This window comes from Gordonia sp. UCD-TK1 (assembly GCF_001691435.1).
GTDB lineage: Bacteria > Actinomycetota > Actinomycetes > Mycobacteriales > Mycobacteriaceae > Gordonia > Gordonia hongkongensis.
In genome coordinates this window covers 210,136-222,805 of sequence record NZ_LZMP01000046.1, presented here as the reverse complement: position 1 = coordinate 222,805, position 12,670 = coordinate 210,136, and the positions used below count along the sequence as shown (strand labels likewise).

Below are 12,670 nucleotides of genomic sequence, written 5' to 3'. Positions count from 1 at the left end.
CTGCCGCCGACCCGTCGTCATCGGTTCCGACACGGAGCCGCAAGGCACTGCTCGCCTCGGTCGAGTACCTGCAGGCGGCGCGGACCGTCGTCTCCGTGCGCACCGACGCCGAAACGATCGACAGCGGTTCGGACATCCTCCCGGCCGAGCCCGCCGACCCCGCGGCCCTCGCGGAGCTCGTCGAGGAGCTGGGTATCGGAGCGTCGGTGGGGAGGCTGGCCAAGGCTCTCGGCTGGCCCCAGGCCGGCTGAGGCCGCATGTAGCAGCCGGCTGAGGCCGCATGTAGCAGCCGGCTGAGGCCGGACGTCACAGCCGGTCGAGTCAGCTGGGGCGCGAGACCTCGTAGCGGCCGTCGTCGTCGATGAACGTGACGGTGACCTGCTGCTGCTGCCCGCCGACGGTGACCGAGCACGTGAACGATGCTCCGGTCTCCACCCGCTGCCCCGACGGGCACTGGACGTCGGAGACGTCGCTGGCCTGGTAGTCCTCGGTGAGGATCTTCTGCACGCCGTCCTGCGCCGCCTGCTGATCGAGGTTCTTCGGTGCCCATCCGGGGAAGAGGAATGCGGTGATCAGCACGATCGCGGCGATGAGGAGCAGCGCGCCGCCGACGACGAACATCAGCGTCCGGGCGGTCTTGTTCGACTTCCCGGTCGCCATTCCGCTGAACTGGTCGCCGCCCCCGTACTGCCCGTATTGGTTCTGCCCGTATTGGTTCTGGGCGTACGGGTCCTGGCCGGCGGGCTGCTGGCCGTACTGTCCGGGTGCCCCGTACTGACCCGCCCCGTACTGACCCGCCCCGTACTGACCCGGTCCCCCGTACTGACCGGCTCCGTGTTGCTCGGCGCCATACTGACCGCCGGGCTGCCCGTAGGGCTGACCGGCCGGTTGTCCGTACTGCCCCGGTTGTCCGCCGGGATGACCGACCTGAGTCGGCTGGGACTGAGACGGGGCCGACTGGGGCGGCTGGCCCGTCGGCCCACCCGGCTGCTGGTACGGGTTTTGCTGGTAGGGATTCTGTTGGTACGGATTCTGTTGCGGCTGACCATAACCCGGGTTCTGTGACCCGGGGTTGGCGGAGCCCGGGTTGGGGGCCATGGTGGTCGGGTCGGCCTGCGGGGCGCCCGCCGGAGTGGCGCCGGGGAGGTTCACGATCTCGGTCTTGCCGTCGGGACCGGACTGATCACCGGAGGGATTCGGCTGGGACGGGTTGGGGTTGTACGGGTCGGTCATGAGTCCCTCCCACTCGGCCGTTCACCCGGACGGGTGCCGGCGAACTGTGACGTCGCGGCAGTATCGGGGCAGGACACGCCGACACCGAATGCGGGATGAACGTTACCTCAGCGGCCTGGCACTATCAGCGAACATCGCGCGTGGCCCGGCGTCGCGTCGTCCGGTGAACCGACACCGGCCCACACTCGTCGGCGGAGGTCGACGGCGCGGTTCAGCCGAGCTCGGCGGCGACCACGCCGCGGCGGATGGCCTTGACCGCTGCCCGCGCCGTCCCACCGAGGCGCGTGTCGGAGCCCACCCCGAGTCGGATCTGTTCGAGCAGGTCCACGACCTGCCGGTTCCACCGCACGAAGTCGCCCGGAGAGAGCAGCTGTCCGCGTTCGCCCGCCAGCAACAGGGCCTCGCCGAGCGAACGACCCGACGCCCACGTGGCCACGGCGACCGAGAAACCGGTGTCGGGTTCGCGTGTCGGACTGACCCGATGACGCTGCTCGACCGCGGTGACCCGCGACCAGATCTCGACGGTCGCGGCCATCGCCGCACGCATCGAGCTGCTGCCGGGCAGGGCGTCGACCCCGCTGTAACTGTCGCGCCGGCTCTCGTAGACGAGTGCGGCGACGACCGCGGCGAGGTCGGGGGGTGACAACTCGTCCCAGACCCCGGCTCGGATGCACTCGGTCACGACCAGGTCGCTCTCGCTGTAGATACGGCCGAGCAGCTTGCCCGAATCGGTCACCATCATCGTGTGCCCGGTGGACTCGGTCGACTCGGCGACGCGCTCGAGATATCCCAGCTCGCTGAGGACGCCGACGATGTGATCGAAGGTGACCCCGAGGGTGGACGTCCGCTCCCCGATGCTGCGCTCGGCGTTGACGATGTCGCGCACCAGCCGGTTACGGCGTTCGGCGAGCCGGAACAGCTCGTCACCGTTGGACAGCTGATGTGCCGGGTGCGCGCGCAGGGTTCGCCGAAGGTTCGCGAGTTCGGTGTCGTCGGCGGCGTCGGCGCGCTTCTTCTGACGTCCGCGCGGCATCTCGATGCCGGTCGATCGCAACGCCGACGCCAGGTCGCGGCGGCCGCGCCCGGTGCGTCGGTCGGCGTTCTTCGGCATCCGCATGTTGCCCAGCACCTCGGGCGGGTTGACGAAGTCGCGGGTACCGACGCGTCCGCACCAGGCGTCCTCGGTCAGTACGAGCGGCTTCGGATCTTGTGCTTGCGTGGCCGGTTCGATGATGACCGCCAGACCGCGGTGCCGGCCGACGGGTACGCCGATGACATGACCGCGTTTGAGCGCGGCCAGGTCGGCGGTGATGGCGTCGTGTGTATTGACCCGCTTGCGGTACTTGAGGTCTCGTTCACGGCGGCGGATGTCCTCGCGCAAAGTGATGTAACCGAGGAAGCCCGCGTACGGACCGTCGTCCGAATCCGATTCGGCGCCACCGGGTTCCAGCCCCCGCGCCTGCGCGGCGCGGGCCAGCTCACCGTCGAGCTTGCGCAGCGCCCGTTGCGCCTCGTCCAGCTTTCGCGCCTGACCGACGACCGATCGATCGGCCTGGAATTGGGCGAACGACCGATGGAGCAGCTCACGCGCGCCGTCCAGGCCCAATCGGCCGAGCAGGTTGACCGCCATGTTGTATTCCGGGGAGAACGAACTCCGCAGCGGGAACGTCCGCGCGCCGGCGAGGCCGGCGACCTCCTCCGGCACCACCTCGGGTGTCCACACCACGACGGCGTGACCCTCGACGTCGATCCCGCGACGGCCGGCGCGACCGGTCAGCTGCGTGAACTCGCCGGGCGTCAGGTCGACGTGCGATTCGCCGTTGTACTTCACGAGACGCTCGAGAACCACCGAGCGAGCGGGCATGTTGATGCCGAGCGCGAGCGTCTCGGTGGCGAACACCATCCGGACCAGGCCGCGCACGAAAAGTTCCTCGACCGTGTGCCGGAAGGTCGGGAGCATCCCCGCATGGTGCGAGGCCAGTCCGCGTCGCAGCCCCTCACGCCACTCATGCACCCCGAGCACGTCGAGGTCGGCCGGCGCCAGTTCGGTGAGGTGGCGGTCGACGATCGCGTCGACCTCGCCGATCTCTGCGGGAGTCAGAAGCGAGATCCCGGATCGCAGACACTGCGCCAGGGCGGCGTCGCACCCGACACGGGAGAAGATGAAACCGATCGCGGGGAGCAGCCCCTCGCGGTCGAGTCGCGTGACGAGGTTCGGCCGGGAGAGCGCGGGTCCCCGTCCGTCGCGTCGACGGGGCGCGCCGCCACGTCCTCGGCCACGGCCGCGCGACGACTCCCGCTCGTCGTCGGCCATCAGGATCCGGTGCCGGATCTGGCGTTTGAGCTCCGGATTGACGCGCGGTCGCGTGCCGGCCTTGCGGGCCGGACCGGTGTCGGCCGGATCGAACAGGTCGAACAGTCGCTGCCCGACGAGCATGTGCTGGGACAGCGGCACCGGACGGTGTTCGTCGACGATCACCGAGGTGTCACCGCGAACCGTCTGGATCCAGTCGCCGAACTCCTCGGCGTTGCTCACCGTCGCCGACAGACTGACGACCCGCACCGACGGTTCGAGGTGCAGGATCACCTCTTCCCACACCGCCCCGCGGAACCGGTCCGCCAGGAAGTGGACCTCGTCCATGACGACGTGGGACAGACCGTCCAGGGCCCGTGATTCGGCGTAGATCATGTTGCGGACGACCTCGGTCGTCATGACGACGACCGGGGCATCGGGATTGATCGAACTGTCGCCGGTCAGCAGCCCGACCGACTCGTGCCCATGGACGGCCACGAGATCGTTGTACTTCTGGTTGCTGAGCGCCTTGATCGGCGTGGTGTAGAAGCACTTCGAGCCACCGGCCAGGGCCAGATGGACGCCGAACTCGCCGACGATGGTCTTACCCGCGCCGGTCGGTGCGCACACCAGCACACCGTGGCCGCCCTCGAGCGCCTCACACGCGCGGCGCTGGAAGTCGTCGAGGCGGAAAGCGAGTCTCGACGTGAACGAGTCGAGTTGGGTCACAGGACGTCGTCGAAGGTCTCGCGTGCCCGCGTCGACGTACGGGTGGCGTTGGCGACCGCGTTCGCCGGCGCCGGGATCGGCGATGCCGGGGCGATCGGTTTCGTCGGCGGCAGTGGGCTGGCCTCGTCATCGGAGAGGCCCGCCCATGCGGGCGCCTTTTTCGCCTTGCGTCGGTCGAAGATCCGCGCGAACTGGATCGCGAACTCGAGCAGCACGGTGAGCGCGAGGGCCAGTGCGAGCATCGTGAACGGATCCTGGCCCGGTGTCGCGATGGCGGCGAAGACGAAGACCGCGAAGATGAGCCCGCGGCGCCAGCTCTTCAACCGGGCGTAGGTCAGCACGCCGACGACGTTCAGCGCGATGATCAGGAGCGGGAGTTCGAAGCTGACGCCGAAGATCACCAGGACGTTGAGCATGAAGCCGAAGTACTGGTCACCCGCGAGTGCCGTGACCTGGACCTCGTTGCCGACCGTGAGCAGGAAGTCGAAGGCCTTGGCCACCACCAGATAGGCAAGCACCGCGCCGCTGACGAACAGGGTCGTCGCCATAGCGACGAACATGATGCCGTAGCGACGTTCGTGGGCGTGCAGCCCCGGCGTGATGAACTGCCAGATCTGGTAGATCCACACCGGACAGGCGAGAACCACACCCGCGGTCAGCGCGACCTTCAACCGGAGCATGAACTGGTCGAACGGACCGGTCGCCAGAAGGCGACACGAATCATCCGGGGTCAGCGTCGCGCGCGACGACGCAGGCAGATCGCAGTACGGCCCGCGCAGCACGTCGCCGAGCGACGGGATGCCCAGGAAGCCGTGGCTGTACCAGACGAACCCGAAGATGGTGGTGGCGATGATGGCCAGCAGCGAGATGACCATACGAGTGCGCAACTCGTACAGGTGCTCGACCAACGACATGGTGCCGTCGGGATTGAGTTTTCGCTTGCGTTGCCGCGGGTCGAGGCGTCGGGGAATCGGGAGAGTGCGCACTGGCGATGCTCCGACGCGCCCCTAAGCCGATTTCTTGGCGTCGGCGTCGCGCTGCGTGGCCGGCTGGGTCGAGTCACCCACGGGCAGCTCACGTCGTGCCGGATCGTTCGCTGCCGCGTCGGTGGTGGCCGGCGCGTCCTTGTCGTCGTCCTTCTGCATCTCCTTGACCTCGCTCTTGAAGATGCGCAGCGACTGTCCCAGACCACGGGCGGCGTCCGGCAGCTTCTTCGAGCCGAACAGGATCAGCAGCACGATGGCGACGATCGCCCAGTGCCACCATGACGTGAAGCCCATGAGATCACCCTTCAGTTCGGAGCAGACAGTGTCCAATGCTACCCGACACACGCCGAGCCGGAGGGGCCCAGCCGTGGCCGGTCTCAGCGATAACGTCCGCGGGCGGCCGCCGCGGTGTCGGCGACCGCGGCGGCGACCGCCGGGTCATCGACGACCCGCACGGCGCCGGCGAATCCGAGCAGGAATCGGGTGAGCCATTCCGGCGAGCCGTAGACCAACCGGGCGCGGACGGGGAGACCTGGATCGGGCCGGTCCTCGACGGTCTCGAGGGGTTCGAGCGGGTAGTAATCGAGAATCCACAGGTGATCGGCGTCGATCTCGATCTCGACGGCCGGGAGGTCGGGGTCCTCGGCGACGAGCACCGACTGATTCGACGCCGCCGCCTCGGCCGGCGGACGACTCGGCTCGTCGAGGGCGGTCGCGGTGTCGACGCGGTCGAACCGGAACAACCGCACGCCTTCGGCCATCCGGCACCAGGCCTCGAGATAGGTGTGCTGGTCCATGACCTGCAGGCGGATGGGGTCGACCACGCGGTCGGTGACGCTGTCGCGTCCGGCCGAGTAGTAGCGCAGCCGCAATGCCCGCGCTTTCTTGGTGGCCTCCCGGATCGTCGTGTACGTGGGGTTCTCCCCCGACGGGCCGGCGGGTGTGTCGGACGCGCCTGCGAGCCCCGGCACCGTCGCACCCACCGCCTGCTCGATCTTGGCGATCGCCCGCCTGGCCGCCGCGACGTCGACGACGCCCGGGGTCTCGACCAGCGCCCGCAGTGCGACGAGGAGCGTACTCGCCTCCACGGTCGTCAGCCGCAGTGGCCGGTCCATGCCCGCGGTGAACCCGACCGTGACGTAACCCTCGCTGAACTCGAGCTCGATCAGGTCGTCGGGGTAATAGCCCGGAAGCCCGCAGACGAAGAGCAGCTCGAGGTCCTTCGTGAGCTGCGCTTGCGTGACCCCGAGTTCGTCGGCGGCCTGAGCAACCGAAATGCCCCGCCGCGCCTGGAAGTACGGGACCATCGCCAGCAGCCGGTTGAGTCTCGACGGCGCTGCCGCGGCCATCAGACGTTCACCCCCATCAGACGGTCGAGGCTCGCGATGACGAGCTCGCGCAGCTCGGGTGGGTCGAGGACGACCGCATCTGGGCCCACACCCAGCACCATCCGTGCCACCGCCGTCAGCGAGTGGACGTCGAGCGTCACGATGTCGCCGGGTTCGCCGTCGAAGTCGGCGGGTTCGGTCGTCGTCGCGGCCCGGCGGAGGCCGAATGCGCGGTCGGCCGCGACCCAGATCCGCGCGGTCCGTCCGTCCGAACCGGCAGCGGAATCGACCGCCGCGGAGACGATCTGCTGGAGATCGGTGCCGGCCGGGACCACGACCGCGTCGGCGGCACCGACCGCGGCGACCGCCGTGATCCGCGACAGCCGGAAGGTCCGGGTGGCGTCGCGGTCGCGATCGTGGCCGACGACGTACCAGCGGCCCCGATGCGACACGACCCCCCACGGTTCGACGCGTCGGGTGGTCGGGGCGGCCGCGGCAGACGATCGATGCTGGAACTCGACGGCACGGCGGTCCTGGACCGCGGCGAGCAGGCCGGCGATGACCTCTTCGGAACCGAGCGATCGTGATGACCCGCCCGAGGTGATCCCCAGATCGTCCTCGGAGCGGACATCGAGCCCGGCGGCCCGGAGCTTGAGGATCGCCGTCTGCGACAGCGTCGAGACCTCGGGGGTGTCCCACAGCGCGGCGGCCATGGCAATCGCCGCGGCCTCGTCGGACTCCAGCGAGATCTCCGGCAACTCGTAGGAGTCGCGGTCGATGCGGTATCCCTCGGCGCCGGCCGCCATCGGCGACCGGCCCGTCACGAGGGGGATCCCGAGATCTCGCAGCTCGTTCTTGTCCCGCTCGAACATCCGGTTGAACGCCTCGTCGGACTGCCCGTCGTCCGAATAACCCGCGACGTTGCGGCGGATGTAGTCGGCGGTGACGTACTGCCGCGTCCACAGCAGGCAGATCACGAGGTTGAGCAGACGCTCGACTTTGGGGGTTGCCACCGAGTCAGGTTAGAACGTGGCCGTTCACCGCGTGCGGAGGCACGCTGGGTTCGCCGGTGACCCGGCGCTCACATCGAGGCGATGAGGCGATCGACGCGCTCGTCGACACTGCGGAACGGGTCCTTGCACAGCACCGTCCGCTGGGCCTGGTCGTTGAGCTTGAGGTGAACCCAGTCGACGGTGAAGTCACGCCCGGCTTTCTGCGCGGCCGAGATGAAGTCGCCCCGGAGCTTGGCGCGGGTGGTCTGCGGCGGCTCGTTGACCGCGGTCTTGATGGCCTCGTCGGTGGTCGCCCGGGCAACCAACCCCTTGCGCATCAGGACGTCGAACACGCCGCGGCCGCGTTTGATGTCGTGGAACGCCAGGTCGAGCTGCGCGATCTTCGGATCCGAGAGCTCCATCGAATACCGGTCCTGGTAGCGCTGGAACAGCTTGCGCTTGATGACCCAGTCGACCTCGGTGTCGACCTTGGCGAAGTCGTCGCTCTCCACGGCGTCGAGCATCCGTCCCCACAGGTCCACGACCATGTCCATCTCGGGGTCGGGCCGGCGGTTGGTGAGGTGCTCGACGGCGCGTGCGTGATACTCGCGCTGGATGTCGAGGGCGCTGGCCTGCCGACCGCCGGCGAGGCGCACCGGGCGTCGCCCCGTCGGGTCATGGCTGACCTCGCGGATGGCGCGGATCGGATTGTCGAGCGCGAAGTCCCGGAACGCGACACCGGCCTCGATCATCTCCAGGACGAGAGCCGCCGAACCGACCTTGAGAAGTGTGGTCATCTCCGACATGTTCGAGTCGCCGACGATGACGTGCAGCCTGCGGTACTTCTCGGCGTCGGCGTGGGGCTCGTCGCGCGTGTTGATGATCGGGCGCGACCGGGTGGTCGCCGAGGAGACGCCCTCCCAGATGTGCTCGGCGCGCTGGGACAGGCAGAAGGTCGCGGCCTTGGGGGTCTGCAGAACCTTGCCCGCACCACAGATCAGCTGGCGCGTCACGAGGAACGGCAACAGGACGTCGGAGATGCGGGAGAACTCCCCCGCCCGCACGACGAGATAATTCTCGTGGCATCCATAGGAGTTGCCGGCCGAGTCGGTGTTGTTCTTGAACAGATAGATGTCGCCGCCGATGCCCTCGTCGGCCAGGCGTTGTTCGGCATCGACGAGCAGGTCCTCGAGAACCAGTTCGCCCGCGCGGTCGTGGTTGATCAGCTGGATGAGGCTGTCGCACTCCGCGGTGGCGTATTCGGGATGCGATCCGACGTCGAGATAGAGGCGAGCGCCGTTCTGCAGGAAGACGTTCGAGGACCGGCCCCACGACACGACCCGGCGGAAGAGGTACCGCGCGACCTCGTCCGGACTCAGGCGGCGGTGGCCATGGAAGGTGCACGTGACACCGAACTCGGTCTCGATGCCCATGATTCGTCGCTGCACTTGACCAACCCTACTCGCGCGGACCGCGGCGGACCGGTCGACACGCACCGGCCGCCGCGCGCCGCGGCGTTCTCGTCACTGTTCGGAGGATGGCGTCTCACCAGGGGCTTCGTCCACCTCGGACGGTGTATCCGAGGACTGGGCCGCCGCAGCCTGTGGGAGGAGCCCTTCGACCGTGGACGTCGTGAGGCGCCGGAACGCGCGCCGCGGACGGTTGTGGTCGAGGACGGCGACCTCGAGATCGCCCGCGGCGAGCACCCGACGTTCGGTCGGGGTCCCGCCACCGTTGTCGGCCGGCGCCGTCAGGGCGGTGACCGCGACGCCGATCGCCCGGCCGAGCTCCATGTCGGGCTCGTAGCTGTCCTTGAGGGCCGCCGCGATCGGTTCGGTCGCCCCGCCCATCACCAGGAAGCGGGTCTCGTCGGTGATCGACCCGTCGTAGGAGATCCGGTACAGCTGCGACCGTTTCGGCTTGCCCGGACGGGCGACCTCGGCGACGCAGAGCTCGACCTCGAACGGCTTCGCCTGCTCGGTGAAGACGCTGCCCAGTGCGTTGGCGTAGGTGTTGGCCAGCGACAGCCCGGACACGTCGGCACGGTCGTAGCTGTAGCCGCGCATGTCCGCGATCTGGATGCCGGCTTTGCGCAGGCTCTCGAACTCGTTGTACTTGCCCACCGCCGCGAAACCGATCCGGTCGTAGATCTCGCTGGTCTTGCGGAGCGTGTTGGACGGGTTCTCCGCGACGAACAGCACACCGTCGGCGAACGTGAGGATCACGACGCTGCGACCCCGGGCGATGCCCTTGCGGGCGAGCTCCGAGCGATCGCGCATGATCTGCTCGGCACTGGCGTAGTACGGGAAGCTCATCGGGCACCCCCCTCGTGCTCGGCGCTGCGGCGTTCGACGACGGCACGTGCCGCCGCCTCGATGTCGGTCGGGTCCACCTCCCGGGCCCCGTCGGCGCCGACGATGGCGGCCATCGGGAAGATCTTGCGGACCAGATCGGGCCCGCCGGTCGCCGAGTCGTCGTCGGCGGCGTCGTACAGCGATTCGACGGCGATCGCGAGCGCCTCGTCGGCGGTCAGATCGGGTCGGTAGAGCTTCTTGAGCGAGGACTTGGCGAACACCGACCCCGAGCCGATGGCGGTGTAGCCACCGAACTCCTCGTGCCGGTCACCCGCGACGTCGAAGCTGAAGATGCGTCCGCGTTCGTTCGGATCGTCGTGGTCGATGTCGTAGCCGACGAGCAGCGGAATGGCCGCCAGGCCCTGCAGGGCCGCGCCGAGATTGCCCCGCACCATCGAGGCCAGCCGGCTGACCTTGCCGTCGAGGGTCAGCGGGACGCCTTCGATCTTCTCGTAGTGCTCGAGTTCGACGGTGAACAGCCGGACCATCTCGATCGCGATCCCGGCGGTGCCGGCGATCCCGGCCGCCGAGTACTCGTCGGTGATGTAGACCTTCTTGACGTCGCGCGTGGCGATGAGGTTGCCCATGGTGGCCCGGCGGTCCCCGGCGAGGACGACCCCACCCGGGTACGACACGGCCACGATCGTCGTGCCGTGCGGGATGTCACCGGCGCCGTCGGCGCCGCCGGCGAACGACCCCACCCGGTCGACCTGGGCCTGCGGGAGTTGTTCCGGCGCATGCGTCCGGAGGAATTCGGTGAACGACGAGATGTCGGCGCCGGCGAACGCGCCGGGGCGGAACTGGGACAGCGGGGGCAGTGAACCGAACCTGTCGCTCACTGGCCGCCCTTCTGGACGTAGGCGCGCACGAAGTCCTCGGCGTTCTCCTCCAGCACGTCGTCGATCTCGTCGAGCAGGTCGTCGGTGTCCTCGGCCAGCTTCTCGCGACGTTCCTGTCCGGCGCCGGAATCGGGGCCCACGCCCTCGTCGTCGCCGCCGCCACCACGCTTGGTCTGTTCCTGCGCCATCTGCTGCCTCCTTGAAACCGATCGCCCCTTGGCGGGCTACCGCGGTCGAGGGAGTCGGGATCGGGTGTCGCTGTCGCGGCGGTGATCCGGTGTCTCGACCCTGCGGAATCGTGTGCTCCCACACTACCTGTGGGGACGACAACTGTGGCGGAACGAAGCACATGCCGTCGGAGACGGCGAGGCGCCGCGGCCTGTCAGGTGGTGAGCTGATCCACCAGTTCGGCGGCCGAGTCCACCGAGTCGAGGAGCTTGCCGACGTGCGCCGCGGTGCCGCGTAGCGGTTCGAGGGTGGGGATACGGACCAGCGAGTCCCCGCCCAGATCGAAGATGACCGAGTCCCAGCTCGCCGCCGCGACGTCGGCGCCGAACCGGCGCAGGCACTCGCCGCGGAAGTAGGCGCGCGTGTTCCGCGGCGGCTCGCTGATCGCGGCGAGCACGTCGTTCTCGTCGGTCAGACGCTTCATCGACCCGCGCGCGACGAGCCGGTTGTACAGCCCCTTGTCGAGCCGAACGTCGGAGTATTGCAGGTCGATGAGCTGCAGACGCGGTGCCGACCACGACAGGTTCTCGCGCTGGCGGAAGCCCTCCAGGATGCGCAGCTTCGCGGGCCAGTCGAGGATGTCGGCGCACTCCATCGGGTCGCGCTCGAGGCGGTCGAGCACGTCGGCCCACGTCTGCAGGACGTGTGCGGCGCGCTGGTCGTCGGAGTGCTCCTGGTCGTGGAACTTCTGACAACGCTCCAGATACTCCCGCTGCAGAGCGAGGCCGGTGAGCTCGCGGCCGTCGGTGAGTGCGACCGTGGCCGTCAGCGACGGGTCGTGACTGATCGTGTGGACGGCCTGCACCGGCCGCGCGAGCTCGATGTCGGAGAAGTCGACCCCGGCCTCGACGAGGTCGAGGACGAGCGCGGTGGTCCCGACCTTCAGGTAGGTCGAGGTCTCGGCGAGGTTGGCGTCGCCGATGATGACGTGGAGTCGCCGGTATCGCTCGGGGTCGGCGTGCGGCTCGTCGCGGGTGTTGATGATGCCCCGCTTGAGCGTGGTCTCCAGCCCGACCTCGACCTCGATGTAGTCCGACCGCTGCGACAGCTGATAACCCGCCTCGTCGCCGGACTGGCCGATACCCACGCGTCCCGAACCGGTGATCACCTGCCGGGACGCGAAGAAGGTCGTGAGTCCGGCGATGACGGCGGTGAACGGGGTCTCCCGCGCCATCAGGTAGTTCTCGTGGGTGCCGTAGGAGGCGCCCTTGCCGTCGATGTTGTTCTTGTACAGCTGCAGTTTCGGAGCGCCCGGAACGCTCGCCACGTGACGGGCCGCGGCCTCCATCACGCGCTCCCCGGCCTTGTCCCAGATGACCGCGTCCATCGGGTCGGTGACCTCGGGCGCGGAGTACTCGGGGTGGGCGTGGTCGACGTAGAGCCGCGCCCCGTTGGTGAGGATCATGTTGGCCGCGCCGATCTCGTCGGCGTCGATGATCGGTGCGGGTCCGGCCCCGCGGCCGAGGTCGAAACCTCGGGCGTCGCGAAGCGGTGACTCCACCTCGTAGTCCCAGCGTGTCCGCTTCGCGCGCGGCACACCAGCGGCCGCGGCGTAGGCGAGAACCGCCTGGGTGGACGTCATGATCGGGTTCGCGGTCGGGTCGCCGGGCGCGGAGATTCCGTACTCGACCTCGGTCCCGATGATTCGCTGCATCCTTCGAGGGTAGATGTTCACTTGCCACCGGTCG

General features: G+C 68.8%; 11 protein-coding genes and 1 pseudogene. 1 reads left to right on the top strand and 11 read right to left on the bottom strand.

Features of this window, described 5'->3' with window-relative positions; all coding sequences use genetic code 11:
- Positions 1-251, top strand: a pseudogene (locus A9310_RS20900) (flap endonuclease); the annotation flags it as partial.
- Between the two features lie 70 nt (positions 252-321).
- Here the strand turns inward: A9310_RS20900 and A9310_RS20895 are convergent.
- The 11 genes from A9310_RS20895 to dop form a co-directional block, all read right to left on the bottom strand.
- Positions 322-1,233: a DUF4333 domain-containing protein gene (locus tag A9310_RS20895; RefSeq protein ID WP_065632216.1), complete on the bottom strand. Its 912-nt coding sequence runs from the start codon at positions 1,231-1,233 to the stop codon at positions 322-324.
- Positions 1,234-1,444: 211 nt separating this feature from the next.
- Positions 1,445-4,255, bottom strand: coding sequence for an RNA helicase (locus A9310_RS20890; protein WP_065632215.1), 2,811 nt, complete (start codon positions 4,253-4,255; stop codon positions 1,445-1,447).
- Entirely contained in the window at positions 4,252-5,169 is a 918-nt protein-coding gene (gene tatC, locus A9310_RS20885; protein ID WP_091344258.1) for a twin-arginine translocase subunit TatC, read from the bottom strand. The genes A9310_RS20890 and tatC overlap by 4 nt, the downstream gene beginning before the upstream one ends.
- Before the next feature lie 93 nt (positions 5,170-5,262).
- A complete protein-coding gene (tatA, locus tag A9310_RS20880) occupies positions 5,263-5,535 on the bottom strand; it encodes a Sec-independent protein translocase subunit TatA (RefSeq protein WP_065632214.1) in 273 nt (90 codons plus the stop codon).
- A gap of 83 nt (positions 5,536-5,618) precedes the next feature.
- Complete coding sequence (locus A9310_RS20875) at positions 5,619-6,590, bottom strand: YafY family protein (RefSeq protein WP_065632213.1); 972 nt, start codon at positions 6,588-6,590, stop codon at positions 5,619-5,621.
- Entirely contained in the window at positions 6,590-7,582 is a 993-nt protein-coding gene (locus tag A9310_RS20870) for a YafY family protein (RefSeq protein WP_065632212.1), read from the bottom strand. The genes A9310_RS20875 and A9310_RS20870 overlap by 1 nt, the downstream gene beginning before the upstream one ends.
- A 68-nt stretch (positions 7,583-7,650) precedes the next feature.
- Positions 7,651-9,009, bottom strand: a complete 1,359-nt coding sequence (gene pafA, locus A9310_RS20865; protein ID WP_004019052.1) for a Pup--protein ligase — start codon at positions 9,007-9,009, stop codon at positions 7,651-7,653.
- 75 nt (positions 9,010-9,084) lie between these two features.
- Positions 9,085-9,876, bottom strand: a complete 792-nt coding sequence (gene prcA, locus A9310_RS20860) for a proteasome subunit alpha (RefSeq protein ID WP_065632211.1) — start codon at positions 9,874-9,876, stop codon at positions 9,085-9,087.
- Complete coding sequence (gene prcB / locus A9310_RS20855; RefSeq protein ID WP_065632210.1) at positions 9,873-10,754, bottom strand: proteasome subunit beta; 882 nt, start codon at positions 10,752-10,754, stop codon at positions 9,873-9,875. Before prcB ends, prcA begins: the two co-directional genes overlap by 4 nt.
- Positions 10,751-10,942: a ubiquitin-like protein Pup gene (locus A9310_RS20850; RefSeq protein ID WP_004019064.1), complete on the bottom strand. Its 192-nt coding sequence runs from the start codon at positions 10,940-10,942 to the stop codon at positions 10,751-10,753. The genes prcB and A9310_RS20850 overlap by 4 nt, the downstream gene beginning before the upstream one ends.
- 194 nt (positions 10,943-11,136) lie before the next feature.
- On the bottom strand, positions 11,137-12,636 hold the full coding sequence (gene dop / locus A9310_RS20845; RefSeq protein ID WP_065632209.1) for a depupylase/deamidase Dop: 1,500 nt from the start codon (positions 12,634-12,636) through the stop codon (positions 11,137-11,139).
- Between the last annotated feature and the right edge of the window lie 34 nt (positions 12,637-12,670).